Annotated in this window: 23 protein-coding genes; 13 read left to right on the top strand and 10 right to left on the bottom strand. The window is 46.9% G+C overall.

Annotated elements, in window-relative coordinates; all coding sequences use genetic code 11:
- The coding region (locus tag B3K91_RS11195) for a hypothetical protein (RefSeq protein ID WP_292595168.1) at positions 1–211 on the bottom strand (211 nt) is incomplete at its 3' end.
- Positions 212–376: 165 nt separating this feature from the next.
- On the opposite strand from B3K91_RS11195, the gene gatA reads away from it, so the two are divergent.
- From gatA to B3K91_RS11140, 11 genes are read left to right on the top strand one after another with little or no spacing between them, the layout of a single operon-like run.
- Complete coding sequence (gene gatA / locus B3K91_RS11190; RefSeq protein ID WP_292591937.1) at positions 377–1,780, top strand: Asp-tRNA(Asn)/Glu-tRNA(Gln) amidotransferase subunit GatA; 1,404 nt, start codon at positions 377–379, stop codon at positions 1,778–1,780.
- Positions 1,777–3,222 (top strand): Asp-tRNA(Asn)/Glu-tRNA(Gln) amidotransferase subunit GatB, encoded by a 1,446-nt coding sequence (gene gatB / locus B3K91_RS11185; protein WP_349682112.1) that lies wholly within the window; start codon positions 1,777–1,779, stop codon positions 3,220–3,222. Before gatA ends, gatB begins: the two co-directional genes overlap by 4 nt.
- Positions 3,219–4,040 carry a hypothetical protein gene (locus B3K91_RS11180; protein WP_292591940.1) on the top strand — a complete coding sequence of 274 codons (822 nt, stop codon included), beginning with the start codon at positions 3,219–3,221 and terminating at the stop codon, positions 4,038–4,040. The genes gatB and B3K91_RS11180 overlap by 4 nt, the downstream gene beginning before the upstream one ends.
- Positions 4,040–5,179, top strand: a complete 1,140-nt coding sequence (gene hemW, locus B3K91_RS11175; RefSeq protein ID WP_292591941.1) for a radical SAM family heme chaperone HemW — start codon at positions 4,040–4,042, stop codon at positions 5,177–5,179. Before B3K91_RS11180 ends, hemW begins: the two co-directional genes overlap by 1 nt.
- Positions 5,163–5,612, top strand: a complete 450-nt coding sequence (locus B3K91_RS11170; RefSeq protein ID WP_292591943.1) for a ferritin-like domain-containing protein — start codon at positions 5,163–5,165, stop codon at positions 5,610–5,612. The genes hemW and B3K91_RS11170 overlap by 17 nt, the downstream gene beginning before the upstream one ends.
- A complete protein-coding gene (locus B3K91_RS11165) occupies positions 5,612–6,115 on the top strand; it encodes a deoxycytidylate deaminase (RefSeq protein WP_102819389.1) in 504 nt (167 codons plus the stop codon). Before B3K91_RS11170 ends, B3K91_RS11165 begins: the two co-directional genes overlap by 1 nt.
- A 13-nt stretch (positions 6,116–6,128) precedes the next feature.
- Positions 6,129–6,965 (top strand): 2-oxoacid:ferredoxin oxidoreductase subunit beta, encoded by an 837-nt coding sequence (locus B3K91_RS11160; protein WP_292591945.1) that lies wholly within the window; start codon positions 6,129–6,131, stop codon positions 6,963–6,965.
- Positions 6,962–7,573, top strand: a complete 612-nt coding sequence (locus B3K91_RS11155; protein ID WP_292591947.1) for a 2-oxoacid:acceptor oxidoreductase family protein — start codon at positions 6,962–6,964, stop codon at positions 7,571–7,573. Before B3K91_RS11160 ends, B3K91_RS11155 begins: the two co-directional genes overlap by 4 nt.
- On the top strand, positions 7,570–8,001 hold the full coding sequence (locus tag B3K91_RS11150; protein ID WP_292591949.1) for a diacylglycerol kinase family protein: 432 nt from the start codon (positions 7,570–7,572) through the stop codon (positions 7,999–8,001). The genes B3K91_RS11155 and B3K91_RS11150 overlap by 4 nt, the downstream gene beginning before the upstream one ends.
- Positions 7,998–8,846, top strand: coding sequence for a M23 family metallopeptidase (locus B3K91_RS11145; RefSeq protein ID WP_292591951.1), 849 nt, complete (start codon positions 7,998–8,000; stop codon positions 8,844–8,846). Before B3K91_RS11150 ends, B3K91_RS11145 begins: the two co-directional genes overlap by 4 nt.
- Positions 8,843–9,295, top strand: a complete 453-nt coding sequence (locus tag B3K91_RS11140) for a DUF523 domain-containing protein (RefSeq protein WP_099828563.1) — start codon at positions 8,843–8,845, stop codon at positions 9,293–9,295. The genes B3K91_RS11145 and B3K91_RS11140 overlap by 4 nt, the downstream gene beginning before the upstream one ends.
- On the opposite strand, the gene B3K91_RS11135 is transcribed toward B3K91_RS11140, so the two are convergent.
- Genes B3K91_RS11135 through B3K91_RS11105 form a run of 7 tightly spaced genes read right to left on the bottom strand, consistent with a single transcriptional unit; the run spans position 9,279 to position 14,239 of the window.
- Entirely contained in the window at positions 9,279–9,881 is a 603-nt protein-coding gene (locus B3K91_RS11135) for a hypothetical protein (RefSeq protein ID WP_292595165.1), read from the bottom strand. The genes B3K91_RS11140 and B3K91_RS11135 overlap by 17 nt on opposite strands.
- Before the next feature lie 18 nt (positions 9,882–9,899).
- A complete protein-coding gene (locus B3K91_RS11130; protein WP_214060228.1) occupies positions 9,900–10,358 on the bottom strand; it encodes a hypothetical protein in 459 nt (152 codons plus the stop codon).
- A 16-nt stretch (positions 10,359–10,374) separates the two neighbouring features.
- On the bottom strand, positions 10,375–11,475 hold the full coding sequence (locus B3K91_RS11125; RefSeq protein WP_292591953.1) for an NADH:ubiquinone reductase (Na(+)-transporting) subunit F: 1,101 nt from the start codon (positions 11,473–11,475) through the stop codon (positions 10,375–10,377).
- Positions 11,476–11,488: 13 nt separating this feature from the next.
- Complete coding sequence (locus B3K91_RS11120; RefSeq protein ID WP_099828560.1) at positions 11,489–12,082, bottom strand: NADH:ubiquinone reductase (Na(+)-transporting) subunit E; 594 nt, start codon at positions 12,080–12,082, stop codon at positions 11,489–11,491.
- 14 nt (positions 12,083–12,096) lie between these two features.
- On the bottom strand, positions 12,097–12,696 hold the full coding sequence (locus B3K91_RS11115) for an NADH:ubiquinone reductase (Na(+)-transporting) subunit D (protein WP_099828559.1): 600 nt from the start codon (positions 12,694–12,696) through the stop codon (positions 12,097–12,099).
- 2 nt (positions 12,697–12,698) lie between these two features.
- Positions 12,699–13,319 (bottom strand): FMN-binding protein, encoded by a 621-nt coding sequence (locus B3K91_RS11110; protein WP_214060230.1) that lies wholly within the window; start codon positions 13,317–13,319, stop codon positions 12,699–12,701.
- The gene (locus B3K91_RS11105) at positions 13,316–14,239 is read right to left on the bottom strand and encodes an RnfABCDGE type electron transport complex subunit D (RefSeq protein WP_292591954.1); all 924 of its coding nucleotides are present in this window, start codon (positions 14,237–14,239) and stop codon (positions 13,316–13,318) included. The genes B3K91_RS11110 and B3K91_RS11105 overlap by 4 nt, the downstream gene beginning before the upstream one ends.
- Before the next feature lie 73 nt (positions 14,240–14,312).
- Here B3K91_RS11105 and B3K91_RS11100 point away from each other — a divergent pair, with 73 nt between their 5' ends.
- A complete protein-coding gene (locus B3K91_RS11100) occupies positions 14,313–14,573 on the top strand; it encodes a type II toxin-antitoxin system Phd/YefM family antitoxin (RefSeq protein ID WP_102819380.1) in 261 nt (86 codons plus the stop codon).
- A 12-nt stretch (positions 14,574–14,585) separates the two neighbouring features.
- A complete protein-coding gene (locus B3K91_RS11095; protein WP_292591955.1) occupies positions 14,586–15,725 on the top strand; it encodes an ABC transporter ATP-binding protein in 1,140 nt (379 codons plus the stop codon).
- A 52-nt stretch (positions 15,726–15,777) separates the two neighbouring features.
- Here the strand turns inward: B3K91_RS11095 and rpsT are convergent, their stop codons facing one another.
- Positions 15,778–16,056: a 30S ribosomal protein S20 gene (gene rpsT, locus B3K91_RS11090; protein WP_099828554.1), complete on the bottom strand. Its 279-nt coding sequence runs from the start codon at positions 16,054–16,056 to the stop codon at positions 15,778–15,780.
- A gap of 44 nt (positions 16,057–16,100) precedes the next feature.
- The coding region (metK, locus tag B3K91_RS11085; protein WP_292595160.1) for a methionine adenosyltransferase at positions 16,101–17,156 on the bottom strand (1,056 nt) is incomplete at its 5' end.

The raw sequence follows: 17,156 nt of genomic DNA, 5'->3' as shown, positions 1-17,156 counted from the left end.
TTTTGCTCTTATAACTTGCAACTTGCAGGTTCGAAAAACCTTGAGAGCAGTATTTTGAAACAAGTTCAGCATGACGGAATGTGATGTTTTGATCAACAGCTTGCAACTTGGAACTGAGAACTTGCAACTGATCTTTCAGCGTACGGCGCATCATAGGACGAATAAAAGATCCTCGCTCTGGAACGAAGGGCTTCTCTTTTATTTGTCTCATACAGTCCAACCACAACCTTGCGAACATTTTGTGGCTGCTAAAGTCTCACCATGGCAGAGGGCATTAGATTCATAAATGGGCCTTTTACTCAATTTCGGTCGTTTTCTGCTGTTAGAAGTGCTCTGAAAATGTTAGAATTGTCCTGAATATCTGGAGGTGGCTTTCGTGACGAAGAATCCCCTGAATCTAAGGCTTTCAGAGATCATGTCCTTAAGAGGTTCTTTTGAGTTTTATAGAGAGAGAATTGATAGATACAACGACAAACTGAATGCATTTCTTCAGGTGAGCAACCCTTCCGATTCGCAAAAGGAAGGGTTTCCTTATGCTCTAAAGGATAATATTCTGGCGGTAGGGACTCGAACAACCTGTGCGAGTAGAATACTTGAAAACTATGAGTCTCCTTATGACGCCACTGTTACCAGCAAGCTGAACAATAAAGGCGGAATTATACTTGGCAAGACCAATATGGATGAATTCGCAATGGGTTCCTCAACTGAGAACTCCGCGTTTGGACCTTCCAGAAATCCCTGGGATCTCGACCGAATTCCTGGAGGCAGCAGTGGTGGAAGCGCAGCAGCAGTTGCTGCGGGTCTTGCCCCATTTGCATTGGGAAGTGATACCGGAGGGTCGGTAAGACAGCCGGCTTCCATGTGCGGAATCGTTGGTTTTAAACCGACTTATGGCCTTGTGTCGAGATACGGATTGGTTGCATTTGCCTCATCGCTGGATCAGATCGGGCCATTGACGCGCTGTGCACAAGACGCCGCAGAAGTGATGGCGATGATCGCAGGCCACGATCCGAAGGATTCAAATACTCTAAGGAGGAATCTAGACTTCAATGTCTCTATTGAAAGCGATATTAAGGGGCTGAAGTTTGCTGCACCTTCAGAGATGCTTAACTACCCGGGTTTGGATTCGGGAGTCAAAGAGAGATTCCTGTCAATGATGGAAGCTATGAGGAGCGCCGGTGCAAAAGTAGAGGAGATTTCGATTCCTAGTGTCGAGTATGCTGTCGCCACATATTACTTGATCGCTCCGGCCGAGGCAAGCTCGAATCTCGCCCGTTATGACGGAATCAGATTTGGGTCGAGAAGTCCCGCAGAAGACTATGAAAGTCTCATAAACAAGAACAGAGACAGCGGTTTCGGAGAAGAAGTGAAAAGGAGGATTCTTCTTGGAACTTTCACTCTCAGCGCCACCTATTATGACGCGTACTACAGAAAAGCGTTGAAAACAAGAAGGATCATGGCCGGTGAACTCAACCGAGTACTCAATGAATATGATTACATTGTAAATCCCTCTTCGCCAGTCATTGCTCCGAGACTTGGCGAGATAACCGATCCCCTCGCCTACTATCTTATGGATATATATACTATACCTGCAAATGTAGCAGGGCTTCCGTCGATCTCAGTTCCTACAGGCCTGGTTGACGGTTTGCCTGTCGGTCTGCTTCTCACCGGGAAGAGGTTCAGTGATGTCTCGCTACTGAATGCTGCCGGGGGGATTGAGGATCTCTCTCCCTCTTATGAAAACGGACTGGCGAAGATCCCTGAAAGGTGGGCGAAATAATGTATAAGACTGTGATCGGGCTGGAAATCCATGCTCAGCTCAAAACCGAGACCAAAGCATTCTGTAGCTGTCGGGCCGATGTTTTCGATCTTGAACCGAATACTGTTATTTGCCCTGTCTGCACAGGTCAACCCGGCACTTTACCGGTGTTAAACGAACGGGTAGTCGAGTTCGCCGTAATGGCCGGAATTGCTATGAACTGCACCATCAATAGGCGGTCGGTCTTTGACAGAAAGAATTACTTTTACCCGGATCTGCCGAAGGGTTATCAGATTACTCAATACTTTTTCCCGATAGCCGAGAACGGTTACCTGTATCTCGTAAACGGCGAAGAGAAGCGAAGTATTAGGATCCGCAGGATTCACATAGAAGAAGACGCGAGCAAGATGGTTCATCAGGGAACGGAATCAATAACCGGATCGTCGGGAAGTCATCTGGATCTAAATAGGTGCGGGGTTCCGCTAATTGAAATTGTTACAGAACCAGATCTAAAGAGTCCGGTCGAGGCCCGCATCTTCATGGAACTCCTCAGAGATACGCTAAGGGCCCTGGGTGTCTGTTCTGGAGACATGGAGAAGGGCGCATTGCGCTGCGATGCAAACATCTCGATGGTTGACGAGAGTGGGAGGAGCTCCAACAGGGTAGAAATCAAGAACATCAACTCTTTCAAGTTCGTTGAGAAGGCACTGGAATTTGAACAGGAGAGGATTTCCAAGGCATTGGCTTCAGGAGTCGATGTCGCAAAAGAAACCAGGTCCTGGAATTTCTCTTCAAAGGAAACATATTCTATGAGATCAAAGGAGGAAGAGAACGATTACCGTTATTTCCCCGAACCTGATCTCCCAGAGCTTATAATAAGCGATGATCTTATAGAGAGAATTGAGAGAAGTCTTCCGGAGCTTCCCTGGGAGAAAGTAGAGAGATTCATGGAGCAATACTCGCTTCCCGGCTATGACGCCTCCGTTCTTGCTTCAGATAGTGAAATCTCTTCTTATTTTGAAGAGGTTGCGCAGGCCACCGGAAAGCCCAAAGAGAGTTCAAACTGGATTATGGGAGAGGTTATGAGGCTTATGAACGATAGGCAACTTTCCCTGGAAGAGGTGAAGGTAAGTCCGGAGAACTTCAAGGAGCTTTTCGATCTAATTGAGCAGGGCAAGATCTCAAACAAGATAGCAAAAGACATTTTTTCAGTGATCGTGGAGAACGGAAAGTCACCTGCTGAATTGGTTAGAGAAAAGGGACTTCAACAGATAGACGATGACACCGTGATCGAAGATGCAGTTCGAAAGGCCATGAATGACAACCCTGCAGCCGTTCAGCAGTTTAGAGACGGTAAGGAGGGAGTCCTTGGATACTTCGTAGGAGCGGTCATGAAAGCGACCAAAGGAAAGGCAAACCCGTCCAAGGCAAATGAAATCGCAAGGAGGCTGCTTAGAGATTGAAGAAGAGACTTTGTCTGTTCATAGTTGTTTTTCTGGGAGTTCTGATCTTCTCCGAAATTCAGATCAAGCTGAACAATGCTGGGTGGAGCGTTTCCGCGGACATACGGGCATATGAAGATATTTATCTGACACTAGCTTTGGCCTCGGGAATCCCCTACGTTGGGGTAACTTATGTGGACACCTGGGAGGAATACTCCACCGGATTTCTTAAGCTGAAGATCAAAGACGGCCTTTTCAGAGGATCGCTGCTTGCCAGCAACGAGGGGCTTTTCATGGGTGTAAGGTACGTCACCAACACAAATCAGATCCCCATCTTTTCTCACACTACTCTTGAACTCGAGCTTTCAACGGTGGGCAAGATGAAGTATCTGGCGAGGAACTGGGTGCGTCTACCGCTGGGTCAGCTCAATGGAGGCCTCAACGTATTCCTCCATGGGGAGGACTCCTTTTCGTTTAACGATATAGGTTTGTATCTTTATGCAAAGGAATATGAGCGAAGCCTAAGGATAAAGAATGCAGAGAGTAACGTTGTCGCCACTGTGGATCTCAAGACTAACGACTCGCTCGGAGAGGTCGGTTACGGTATAGGGATAGGGATGAACTATCTTTCCTTCGATCTCGGCGTGGCTTTCGCCGGGAATTTCATAGTCCCGGCCGGCGACCTGAGACTAATGCTTTCGCCGACAGTCATGGTAAGCATGCGAGGGATCGATGCACAGATGCTTATCTCGAAGCTTGGGAGCGACGATTCGGTCTTTGCAGGTATCTCAGTCACAAACTTCAACCTTAACGGGATTTTCATGAGGCTTGTATTCTGATGGGTGTGGGAGCGTATGTGCATATTCCTTTCTGTGCTAGAAAATGCTCTTATTGCGATTTCTGCACAATCCAATTCGACAGGGAATCGGTCGAGGCCTATCATGATTCGTTGAAGAAGGAGATCGAGATGTATGAGGTCCCGGGAATCGTCGATACCTTGTACTTCGGAGGGGGATCACCTTCGCTGTATCCTATTGACCTAATGGAGGAAATCGTATCGCATATCAATCTTTCATTGGGTACAGATGTGTCTGAGGCTACCATAGAGGCCAACCCGTGGGAGCTCGATAAAGAGCATCTCCTGGCGTGGAGATCTATTGGCTTCACCAGGCTTTCAGTGGGAGTCCAGTCATCCGAGCGGAGTATATTGGAGCGTTGCGATAGACCCGTTCCCGCCGATCTTATGGGCAGGTTGTTCTTGAGCAGAGATACTTTCGATAATCTGAATCTCGATTTCATTCTCGGGTTACCCGGTGAAAACAGAGAAAACGTGATTGCCAATTTAGAGCTGATCAAAGAGCTTTCCCCCGATCACGTCTCATACTATATCTTTGATTCAGATCACGAAACTGAATTGATGAGGCGGGTACATGATGCTATCATTGAGTTGCCCGATTCCGAAGCAATTGCAGAACTTCACGACATGGTTCTTGAATCTTTGGCCAGTATGGGATACAAGAGATATGAGATATCATCCTGGGCAAAAGATGGTAGTGAATGTCTTCATAATCTGAAGTACTGGCGAAACGAGGAGTATCTGGGTTTCGGAGTTTCTGCCGGCGGTCATCTGGATCGCAAGAGATACGTCAATACCGAGGACCTTCAACTTTACAGCAGTTTGGTCAACCAGAAGATAAAACCGATCGCCGAGTTCGCAGAAAACGATGCTGTTCAGGAGTTGTTTGAAACTCTCTTTATGGGACTGAGGTTGGCAGAAGGAGTGGATCTGTCTGATCTGGTGTATTCCCGGGAGCTTCTTTCTCTCCTGATTTCAAAGATAAAAACCCGTCTTGGAGATTATATCTCATCTGACGAAGAGACGCTTAAGTTGAACGACTCCGGGATGGATGTCTCCAGAAGAGTGTTACAGCAGCTCCTGGATATAAAGGAGGAGATCGAGATTGCTTTCTCCACATGAAGTACTCGAGGTTGCATTAAGAATCGAAACTGAAGGAGAGAACTCTTACAGAGAACTGGCGGAGAGCGCGCATAACGACCGGCAGGGCTCGGTCTTTAGGTTCCTCTCTTCTCAGGAAAGAAGTCACGCCGATACCTTTCGAACTCTTCTCAGGAGATTTGAAGAGGAGGCCATAGAACTTATAAACTGGGACGATGCACGTCAGTACATGGCGGCCTTGACCGAGGCAAGTGTGTTTTCTGACGAATTGAAGGACGCGATGAGCCGCTCAGACTATAAAAAGGCTATTGAACATGCAATAGAAGTGGAAAAGAAAAGCATAGCGTTCTACGAGAGTCTTTTGAAGAACTCAAAGGCCGATACTGTCGAAGCTCTCGAAAAGGTAATCAGCGAAGAGAAGAACCATGTTGAACTTCTGGAAGGACTGAGATAATGGCCGTGGAAGAGCTTTCCGACTATCTGAAGAGGTTCTCTATTCACGAACGCCGTAATGAGACCGAAAGCTGGGACTCTTACTTCATGAGACTCGCGTACCAGGTTAGAGAGCGATCCAGCTGCCATCATAGAAAAGTGGGCGCTCTAATAGTGAGGGAGAATAGGATTCTTTCGACCGGCTATAATCAACCGCCTTCGGGTTTCCCTCATTGCGATGAGATAGAGTGCATAAGGGATGCTCTGGGAATACCTTCCGGCCAGAATCAGGAGATATGTTACGCCGCTCATGCTGAACAAAACGCACTGTCTCAAGCGGCGAAATTCGGAATCTCGACTAATGGATCCACCATATACGTTACTCATCGCCCTTGCTCCATCTGCGCCAGACTAATAATCAATGCGGGGATAATAAAGGTTGTGTTCTCCGAAGGTTACCCGGATCCACTTACTGAGTTTATGTTCGAAAAAACAGGTGTCACAATGACGCATTTCACAAAGTGAATGGGAGGAAATCATGGCTATCGCAAAGTTAATGAAGTACTTAAGGCAGGACAGGATGCCTCATGTTTGGTGCCCGGGTTGCGGAAACGGCGTTATTATGAAGGCTTTCATAGAAGCTGTCGATAAGGAAGAACTTGATCCCGACAGAGTCGCCGTCATCTCGGGAATCGGATGTTCTTCAAGGGTTACGGGCTACCTGAACTTCAATACGATGCACACTCTTCATGGAAGAGCAGTAGCATTCGCTACAGGAGTGAAGCTTGCCCGACCGGAATTCAATGTGGTAGTTATGGGTGGAGACGGTGATATGGTCGCCATAGGAGGGAATCACTTCATTCATGCCTGCAGGAGAAACATGGATCTCACTGCAATAATATTCAACAACAATATCTACGGTATGACCGGTGGGCAATACTCTCCTACTACTCCTTACGAGAAGATAGCTTCGACCTCGCCATATGGAAACGTTGAAAACTCGTTTGACATAGTTAACCTGGCAGTCTCTTCAGGCGCAACGTATGTTGCCAGAACGACAGTATTTCACTATGCTCAAATGGTTCAGTTCATTCAGAAGGCCCTCAACCATAGAGGCATGGGGATAGTAGAGATCATGACCAACTGCCATACGTACTATGGCAGGTACAACGCAATGTCGAAACCCGAAGACATGCTTGCATACTTCAAGAAAAACACAGTTCAAATAGCCAAATCAAAAACAATGACTCCCGAAGAGCTGAAAGATAAGATCGTTGCAGGTGAGTTTGTGAATATAGAAGCGGAAACATACAGCGACAGATACAAGGCAAAGAGCGAGCAGATAATCGCAGCGGAGAGAGGTGAGAAAGCATGAAGCACGCATTCTCTCAGCCTCATTCGGTAAGGATTTCCGGTATTGGAGGCCAGGGAAATGTTTTGATGGGGATAATTCTCGCAGAGGCCCTTTTGATACAGGGAAGTTGGGTAGTGCAGACCCAGTCTTTCGGAGCCCAGGTGAGAGGAGGACTCTCTCACTGCGATGTTCTCTTCAACACTGAGCCCATAGATTACCCCAAGGCTCATTCCTTTGAACTGATTTACTCTATGCACCAAACCGCTGTAAATGCTCATGCCCCTCTCATTCACATGAACGGCGTTCTTATTGTCGACTCCACTCTCGTCAAGTCTATTCCAAAAGAAGGAATCAGAATGACGAGAAAGATCATATCGAAGCCAGTGACAGAGCTCACTGATAACAAGTTTGGAAGTACTCTGCCGGCCAATATGGTCGGTCTAGGGTTGATTGCCAGAGCAGGAAACTTCGTCACAACTCAGTCGTTGAAAGATGCCATGGCAAAACACATAAAACCAAAGTACGTAGAGATGAATTCCCAGGCGATTGATTTCGGTTACTCACTAATAGAGAAATCGTATAGTATTAGAAGAGAAAGAATCGATTCTGTCGGCCGGGGATTTGAATGAAGAAGTTTATCAGGAGTCTTGGCAACGCAACAAATGGAATCAAGCACCTTCTGAGAGAGAGAAACTTCAGAATCCAGCTTGTAATCGGAGCAGTGATCTTGACTGTCGGCGCACTGATCGGACTGGACAAGGGTGATTATTACTGGCTTCTCTTCTGTACGTTTATGGTTCTGCTTCTCGAAGGAATCAATACCCTGGTGGAGAAGATAGCAGACATATTGAGGCCCTACTATGATGAAAGAGTGCGTGTACTCAAGGATACAGCGGCTGCTGTCGTTCTTCTGGGGAGCGCGGTATCTGTTTTGATTGGGTTATCAATTATTTTACAATCAATTTTCGGTCTGCATTTTGCCGTTGGACTGCTTTTTGGTATAATAATTCTGGTTGTCTTCTTTTCTTTGGGGCTATTTGGAGGTGGCAGGGAATGAACCGTCGGGTCATTCTGTTATTCCTATTATCGTCTTTGCTATTAATGACTCGCAGTTTCGCGTATTTCCTCGTTACATACGTGGTTAGGCCGGGAGACTCGATTCATACTATTTCGAGAGATCTGAGTGTAAGCATCTCAACTATTATTGACTTCAACAATATCAAAAGTGCAAACAGCATTAAAGCAGGGGACACGCTTAAGATACCCCAACCGGACGGTTTGATCTACGAGGTTCAGTCTGGTGACACCTTCGATTACATCGCAAAGTTGTTTTTCTCTCCTGTCGATGAATTGATAGCAGCAAATAATCTCAGGCCGGATTCTGTAATCAATCCCGGTCAAAGAGTTTTTATTCCCATGTCTTTGGTCAACCTGTATCAGTACATTCCTCAGAGCACCCCTTTCAGATGGCCCATTTATGGAGTAATATCTTCTGATTACGGTTGGAGAACACATCCTGTAAGCGGGCAGCCCTCATTCCATTCGGGGCTTGACATTGCGGCTCCGGAAGGAACGCCGATCTTCGCAGCTTCGAGGGGAACAGTAGTCTTTGCCGGAGTGAACGGCGGTTATGGAAATATGGTTGAAATACAGCACGACAACGGTTACGTAACCCGCTATGGCCACATGAGCAGGATCAGTGTTTATGTAGGTCAAAGAGTGGATACCGGTTCGTTGATCGGCCGGGTCGGAAGCACAGGGGTCTCGACTGGTCCTCACGTACATTTCGAAGTCAGAGATCCGAAGACCAACACGATGAATCCACTTTCTATGCTTCCAACTCGTGATCTTATGTATGTTATAAGAAGAGAGGATGACGGCACCGCTGCCGGTGGTAAATGACAAAGATACTGGTTAGTGCGTGCCTTATCGGAGTCAATTGCACCTATCGTGGAGATAACAACCTGTCTTTCAAGCTTCTAGAGCTGGTCGACAGGTTTGTTTTTTTGCCTGTGTGCCCCGAGCAGCTTGGCGGACTCCCCACGCCTAGGCCTCGTGCGGAGGTTACTACCTCAAAGGACTGGCTGGCAAGCAAGATAGTCCTAGATCAGTTTGGAAACGATGTCACGAGCAACTATGAGAAGGGGGCCGAAGAGGTTCTGAAGATTGCAAAACTCTCAGGTTCAAGTATTGCAGTTCTCAAATCGAGAAGTCCTTCTTGTGGTTGTAGAGGTATCTACGACGGAACCTTCAGCGGAGTGATGATAGACGGAATGGGAATAACGGCAGAACTGCTCATGAAGAACGGCATCGAAGTCTATTCCGAGGAAGAAACTAGCTTCTTATACTAGGATCAAACAACTCCGTAAGAATCTGCATCTCTTCCTTCTCGTCGAGCGTAAAACCCGGACTCTTCGCAAGGATAACCCATCTACCTTTTTGCCATAGCAAGGACTGATCTTTACCTCCGAACCTGACTATTTTGGCGTAGTAGTAATCTGACTTCTTAATCCTTCCTAAATCTCTAGTCAGAACCGATCCTTCTACAAGGAAGAGCGTCTCCCATGTGTCTTTTGCAGCTTCAACAGATTCCATTTTCCAGACATAGACGTTTATCACTCTTGAACTTAGATCCAGTTGCAGGCAGCGCACCGAGTTGTCATACGGAGGGTAGAACACTCTGATGCTTTCTCCGCTTTCCTGCTTAACGGAAACCCCATTCGCGAGTCCCTGATCTGGCGGAAATGGCGCTTCACCGAGAAAAGTGAAGATACTTCGATTGAAAACAAGATCGTCAAGCATAATCTCATCTTTGGGCACAACAGCATCTTTCCTGTGACCAAATGCGTAGTAAGAAGCAAATGCAATCAGTCCCAACACAAAGGCGACTGTGAACAACGCCCTGTTTCTATAACGCTTCACCTTAGCGCCTTTCACTTTCACTGCTCCCATCATTCAGATAAGTTCTAGAATCCTTGCTACCTTTGCTGGATCAAGCCTGTAAGGAGACCCCTTCCCTTGATAAAAGCCATGTTCTCTAATCAGATGGATTGAAATAGGTGAGTAGTCGACTTCTTCCTTTCGAGCTATGTTCCTGACATTGACGTTGGCTTTCTTTGAAAGATGACCGTGACGAAAGGGACAGGGTATGTAGCCACGGCTCTCCTCAACGATTACAACGAATCGGTCATCGACCTTTACAGGCGAACCGAATCCTCTCTCGCCTTGCTTCATAAACATTTCCAGTTTGTTCGCGATTATCTCGTTTGTCAAACCCAGTTCCTTTACCTTCGCCTGATCCTCACTAATAATATCTACCAGATTTCTTTCGTCGTGACCAAGAAAACCCGGGCCGGTAATACTGCCGGCTCTCATATTTTCCTGGATCTTATCGAAGTCCGGAGTCTGTTTCACAATCTCACCTCCAAAACTATCCAAATTTGTCGAAGTAGATCTTTTCTTCAGTGATTTTGTGCTTCGTCAAAACATCTATGCAGGCGTTTATCATTCCGGGACTGCCGCAGAGATACCCTTCTCTTGCAACATCATCACCCTGTTCGGAAAGATATCTGTCGACAACATCAGTAATGAGACCTATCTCGCCTTGCCAGTTGTCTTCCTGCTGCGGATCGGACAGCGCAGGAATGAAGTTAAAATTTGGCATCTTGCTTTCGATTTCCTTCATCTCCTCAAGGTAGAAAAGATCCCTCTTACTTCTTGCTCCAAAGAAATAATACGCCTTTCTCTCAACTCCCTTTTCCATCATATCCAACAAGATTGACTTGATCGGAGCCATTCCAGAACCTCCGGCAATGAATATTATATCTGAATCGGTATCTCTTAGAAAGAAATCTCCGAATGGTCCGAGGATTCTAATCCTGTCACCCACTTTGAGCATTTTGTGGACGTAAGTGGTAACAATTCCATTTGGAACCAGTCTTATAAGGAGTTCCACTCCATTCTTCACGGACGGCTGGGAGGACATCGAGTAGGCTCTCATGGTCTCTTCTCTTATATCCCCATAGGCAGGGACAACCAGCTGGACGTACTGACCGGCTCTGAAACTTATCTCATCTTGAATACTGAAAAAGACTTCCTTAATGTCGTGAGTAACGTCTTCTATGGAAGAGACTGTCGCCACATATTCGCGAATGTTGAACAACTCTTCGGGAATCTCGATTGACATATCACCCTTAACTTTGATCTGGCACGAAAGCCTCACATTGTCCTTCTTCTCCTTAGGCGAAAGATAAGGAAGTTCAGTGGGAAGTATAGGCCCAACGTCCGTCTTCACTTTAACCTTACAGAGACCGCAGCTGCCCTTTCCCCCACAGGCAGATGGAATGAAGATCTTTTCTCCAGCAAGAGTCGAAAGAAGAGTAGATCCGCCCTTGACCTTGTGACTCTTCGAGTCGTTGATAGTGATACTTACTTCTCCATAATTGTTCACAAGAGCGTCTGCAATTGTAAGAACGGCAGCGAGTACTGCGGAGATCCCTCCAACGACCAGAGCCGTGACGATTATCTGCAAGCCAAACACCACCTTACTGGACGGGCAGCATGCCCGAGAAACCCATAAAGGCCAGGGCCATAATGCCGATGATAATCATTGTTATTCCCGGGCCCACCAACTGAGGAGGCAGGTCCTTCTCTCTAAGTCTCATTCGCATTGCAGACAGAGCAACTATCGCAAGCCACCAGCCGGCTCCAGAGCCGAAACCGAAGAATAACGACTGAATCAGGCTGTACTCTCTGATAATCATGAACAGTACGCCCCCAAGGATCGCACAATTCACAGTAATTAAAGGCAGAAAGATCCCGAGATTCATGTAGAGCGTTGGAGAGAATCTGTCTATGACCATCTCCAGAAACTGAACGAATGCGGCAATGACAATAATGAACACTATGTACCTTAGATAGACTAAATTCAGCGGGACAAGAATGTAGTAATACACTATGTAATTGAGCACAGATGTCAAGGTAAGAACAAAGGTTACCGCCATGCCAAGACCATTGGCCGTCTTTATGTCCTTCGATACCGAAATGAACGAGCACATCCCCAGAAAGTTGCTCAGAACCATGTTGCTAGTAAGAGCTGCAGCGATCATTATCACAAAAGGATTAAGCGGAACTCCCATCTACATCTCCCCCCTCACTTCTTCTTCACGATCGGAGTCCTTGCGATCCAGATTATCGCACCCAATATGAAGAAGGCACTGGGTGCCATTATCATTATTACCCATGGAGTGAAGCCTTCAGGCATGACTCTCAATCCGAACAGAGTACCGAAGCCTAGCAGTTCTCTCACAAAAGCCACGGCAAGCAGGATCAACGAATAACCTATTCCCGCAGAGATTCCATCTATGAAAGAGAGCACAGGCCCATGCGACTGTGCGAAAGCCTCTGCACGACCCATGATAATGCAGTTGGTTATTATAAGGCCCACATAAGGGCCAAGTGCTTTGCTTATAGAAGGCAAATAGGCCTTCAAGACAATATCGAGAATTATGACGTAGGTGGCTATTATCAGAACCTGCACCATCATACGGACATTCTTTGGGATATGCCTTCTCAAAGCCGAGATTGTAAACGAGGAGAAAGCGGTGGTGAAGATAAGGCCGATGCCCATTATTAGAGTGTTTGTGAGGTTGTTTGTTACAGCCAGAGCCGAGCAGATTCCCAATATCTGAACAATGACGGGGTTGTCTTTCCAGATATTTGTAAGAAAAACCGACTTCTTTGATTCAGCCATTTCTAATTCACCGCCTCAAGAACTGCAGGAAATACATCGTTGATTGCCTTATTAAGCAGAGTTTGAATCGACTCCGAAGTCCTTGTTGCTCCAGTAATCGCATCTACCTTTGAGTCGTCTTTCGAACCAGTATCCTGTCCAGACACTACGGCGATTCGGGCAGAAGAACTCGATGATATCCTTTCTCCCCTGAACTGTTCCTTGAAAGCTGTTTCGTCGATTCTCCCGCCCAGTCCTGGGGTCTCTGAGTGGTTCACAAAATCAATCCCAACTATTCTAGAACCACTCTCATCAACTGCGACAAGGGCCGTTATAGTTCCCCATAGACCTGCGCTTTGAACTGTAAATGCGATTTCTCTCTTTCCTTCATTATCAGCAATGTAGACGGTCTGCTCACCGTCGATCTCCTGTATTCTATCCAGATAGAGTTTTTGCACTTCTTCACCCGTCAGAGAACGCGCATCCTCTACAATATTGAAAACATAGATCAAAGAACGACGAAATTCAAGCTGTTCGTTCCTTTCAATAGTGCCTGAAGCAATTGCGTTGATTCCTGCAAGACAGATAACGAATACGGTTGTAAGAATGAAAGTGAATACTACAGAGTAAAGCTTTTCACTCATGCTTTCACCTTCTTTGGGGTCACCAGATAGTCAAGAAGAGATGCGAATGTATTTGCGATAAGCACCGCAAACATCAGACCGGCACCAAAAAGTGAGAATGTGCCGATTACTATGGCTAGAGACCCGATAATAACTCCGTATATCCACTTTGCTGTATCCTTCTTAGGAGCACTGATAGGATCAGTTGCCATGAACACAGCCCCGAACAGAATGCTACCCCCGATTATTGAGTGGACCGGGTTTATGCTTGAAAGTCCGAATAAGAAGAGTATTCCCGACATCGCGAAGGCCGAAACGAGAGTGGAGACTATGATCTTCCACGATGCGGTCTTGGTTAGTATCAGGTAAACGGCCGCCGCAGCAATCAGCCACTTCGCAGTCTCTCCCGCAGTGCCGGAGATGTTCCCGAAGATCATTCTCCATGCGCTAACCTCTTCTCCGCTCCTGATGACATTCATAGGGGTGGCCATAGTAATAACGTCGGAGCTGATCCATCTACTGAAGCCCTGTCCCCATGACTGGACGGCTGGCGTCCAGCTCTGCTGAACTGCAGCCGGAAAACTCACGTAGACAAAGGCCCTGCCAACAAGAGCCGGATTGTACAGGTTTTTGGCAAAGCCCCCGAATGCCATTTTCGCAAAAACAATTGCAAAAGAACTGGCAACTATGACGATCCAGAACGGTACTGCAGGAGGAAGTACCAGACCCATCAAAATACCGGTGACTATAGAAGCCTCGCTCACCGATTTTCCCTTTTTCCTTTCAAAGAGCCATTCGCATAGGACTGAAACCAGAACCGAAAGCAGAACCGTGGAGAAGACTACCCAGCCGAAATTTCCAACGGAGAATACCAAGATTGGAAGTAGAGCATAGATAACCTTTCTCATCATCGGCTGTTTCTGGAAGAACTTTTTCGCCATCTCTGGCACCTCCGAAAACAAAAGCTTGACTATAATTGTGGTCATACTGTATAATGGTCCCGAGGTGGTTCTCTTGTCAAAATTACACGAGCTCTCATTTTATTCTCTGGCCGAAGCAAAAGCTCACTTTTCAAAGGTTGTTGACGATTGTGAGAAGGCCGATATAATTATAACAAAAAACGGGCTTCCAAAGGCAGTTATGATGGACTACGACAAGTACGTGCTCCTCAGCAGATTTCTCGAACGGGTTTACGATCTGTACTTAATGGACGCTGGCGATGAAGCTATGGATGTCCAGATAAAGGATCTTATCGTTCAGGTTGATGATGATTGACGGAGGTGCAAGATGGCAGAAGTTATCCTCGAGAAGGTAGCAAAGACTTATCCGAACGGATTCAAGGCCGTTCTCGATGCGAATCTCGAAGTACAGGACAAGGAGTTTCTGGTTCTACTCGGTCCCTCAGGCTGTGGAAAGACGACGACACTCAGAATGATCGCGGGCCTTGAGGAGATTACGGAAGGAACAATCAAGATCGGTGGAAAAGTTGTTAACGATGTCGAACCTAAGGATAGAGACATCGCCATGGTCTTTCAGAACTACGCGCTTTATCCACACATGTCTGTTTACGAAAACATGGCTTTCGGACTTAAGTTGAGAAAGACTCCAAAGCCGGAGATCGAGAAGAGGGTAACAGAAGCGGCACGTATTCTTGGGATAGAGCAGTTGCTGGATAGAAAGCCAAAGCAGCTTTCCGGTGGTCAGAGACAGAGGGTCGCAGTCGGGAGAGCGATTGTTAGAAACCCAAAAGTCTTCCTCTTCGACGAACCTCTCTCCAACCTTGACGCGAAGCTGAGGGTACAGATGAGAGCCGAACTGAAGAGGCTTCACCAGAACCTCCAAGCAACGATTATCTACGTTACTCATGACCAGGTTGAAGCAATGACAATGGCCGACAAGATCGTAATTATGAAAGACGGAATAATTCAGCAGATCGGCGATCCTTATTCAGTCTACTTCGAGCCGAGAAACAAGTTCGTTGCTGGATTCATCGGCACTCCCGCAATGAACTTCATCAGCGCGAAGCTTGTATCTGAAGGAGGAAATGTCTGGGTAGTAAAGGAAGATATGAAGCTTCTCGTTCCTGAAGACAAGGTCGAGAGGCTCGGACACCTTGTCGGCAAAGAAACGACTTTCGGTATAAGACCGGAAGACATCTACGACAAGATGTACGCGGTTGCGCCAAAAGACGAATTCACGGTGAAGGGCAATGTAGATGTTGTCGAACCCCTTGGAAGCGAAACTCTAATCCACGCCACTATTCACGGGGACGAAATCGTCGCAAAGGTTGATCCGAAGAGCAGAGCGTCTGCAGGCGACAAAATGGATCTGGTCTTCGATATGTCTATGATGCACCTGTTTGATCCTGAAACCGAGGAGAACGTCCTCGCCGGTACTCACCAGGACGCTACCCCTGTCAACATTTAGTTATCATGAAAAAAAGGTGGCCTAGGCCACCTTTTCTTATTTTTTGGTTCAATTAACCTCTCGCTTCGACATAAGTCTTGACTCTGGCGGTCAATCTTGCCTTTTTACGTGAAGCCGTATTCTTATGAATAGTTCCTGACTTCGCCGCCTTGTCGAGAGTAGAATATACTTCGCTAAGCATGGAAGAAACGGACTGTGGATCTTCGCCCTGTTCCATAGCCTTATACAGCTTCTTGGAAGCATTTCTGAATTTTGTCCTGACGGCCCTGTTCATTACGGTTCTCTTAGCCGTCTGCTTTACTCTCTTCTTTGCTGATGCATTATTAGGCACTTATCACTTCTCCTCCTTTCGAGATTTACCTGTTAATTCTATCATCAATCTAATGCTTTCTTCAATTGGTCGACGGCGTTTGTTTCTTCCCACGGAAGCTCGACGTCGATCCTTCCAAAATGACCGTATGAAGCTGTCTGTCTGTAGATAGGGCGCTTCAGGTTGAGACGATCGATTATTGCCGCAGGTCTGAAATCAAAGACCTTAAGGACCGCCTTTCTGAGCTTCTCGAGGTCGACCTTCTCTGTATCGTGGGCATCGATCATGAAGGATACGGGCTTAGCAACACCTATCGCATAGGCAAGCTGAAGAGTGACTCGATCCGCAAGGCCGGCTGCCACGATATTCTTGGCAGCATATCTCGCCATGTAGTGAGCAGACCTATCTACCTTCGTAGGATCCTTTCCACTGAAGGCCCCTCCACCGTGAGGTGTCCAGCCTCCGTAAGTATCGACGATGATCTTCCTGCCAGTCAATCCCGTATCTGCAGAAGGACCTCCCCTGACGAATCTGCCCGTCGGGTTCACAAAGATTTCCACCCCTTCAAGAAGTAGCTCGTGGTCTATTTCAGGAGCAATTACGTTGTCAACTACGAGTCTTTCGATCTCCTCTGCAGTCAAGTCAGGATCATGCTGGGTCGATACCACTATCGCAGTTACGCCAACGGGCTTGCCATCCTGATATTTAACTGTGACCTGGGTCTTTCCGTCAGGTCTAAAACCACGAACCGATTGATCCTTTCTCACTTTGCTGAGCCTACGGGCCAGCCTGTGGGCAAGGACTATAGGCAACGGCATCATCTCGGTAGTTTCATTCGTTGCATAGCCGAACATCATACCCTGGTCCCCCGCGCCGATAAGCGCATATCTATCTGTATCATTCTTTTTCGCCTCAAAGGACTTATTCACTCCAAGTGCAATATCCGGCGACTGCTCATCGATACTTGTAAGAACTGCACAGGTCTCTCCGTCAAAGCCGAACTTTGCCCTGTTATAACCGATATCGAGAATTGTATCCCTTACTACCCTGGGAATATCTACGTAAGCCTTTGTGCTTACTTCTCCGGCAACTACTGCAACGCCCGTTGCCAGAAGAGTCTC

Origin of the sequence: Mesotoga sp. UBA5847, from assembly GCF_002432735.1 — a bacterium.
In the GTDB taxonomy this organism is placed as follows: domain Bacteria; phylum Thermotogota; class Thermotogae; order Petrotogales; family Kosmotogaceae; genus Mesotoga.
This window is presented reverse-complemented; position numbering and strand designations above follow the sequence as displayed.

Excerpts from the sequence above, each read along its gene's own strand:
- B3K91_RS11165 (WP_102819389.1), top strand. The coding sequence starts at position 5,612 with ATGGCCGTGGAAGAGCTTTCCGACTATCTGAAGAGGTTCTCTATTCAC.
- B3K91_RS11095 (WP_292591955.1), top strand. The coding sequence starts at position 14,586 with ATGGCAGAAGTTATCCTCGAGAAGGTAGCAAAGACTTATCCGAACGGA.
- B3K91_RS11115 (WP_099828559.1), bottom strand. The coding sequence starts at position 12,696 with ATGGCTGAATCAAAGAAGTCGGTTTTTCTTACAAATATCTGGAAAGAC.
- B3K91_RS11110 (WP_214060230.1), bottom strand. The coding sequence starts at position 13,319 with ATGAGTGAAAAGCTTTACTCTGTAGTATTCACTTTCATTCTTACAACC.
- B3K91_RS11155 (WP_292591947.1), top strand. The coding sequence starts at position 6,962 with ATGAAGCACGCATTCTCTCAGCCTCATTCGGTAAGGATTTCCGGTATT.
- hemW (WP_292591941.1), top strand. The coding sequence starts at position 4,040 with ATGGGTGTGGGAGCGTATGTGCATATTCCTTTCTGTGCTAGAAAATGC.
- B3K91_RS11120 (WP_099828560.1), bottom strand. The coding sequence starts at position 12,082 with ATGGGAGTTCCGCTTAATCCTTTTGTGATAATGATCGCTGCAGCTCTT.
- B3K91_RS11140 (WP_099828563.1), top strand. The coding sequence starts at position 8,843 with ATGACAAAGATACTGGTTAGTGCGTGCCTTATCGGAGTCAATTGCACC.
- B3K91_RS11160 (WP_292591945.1), top strand. The coding sequence starts at position 6,129 with ATGGCTATCGCAAAGTTAATGAAGTACTTAAGGCAGGACAGGATGCCT.
- B3K91_RS11150 (WP_292591949.1), top strand. The coding sequence starts at position 7,570 with ATGAAGAAGTTTATCAGGAGTCTTGGCAACGCAACAAATGGAATCAAG.
- B3K91_RS11145 (WP_292591951.1), top strand. The coding sequence starts at position 7,998 with ATGAACCGTCGGGTCATTCTGTTATTCCTATTATCGTCTTTGCTATTA.
- B3K91_RS11105 (WP_292591954.1), bottom strand. The coding sequence starts at position 14,239 with ATGGCGAAAAAGTTCTTCCAGAAACAGCCGATGATGAGAAAGGTTATC.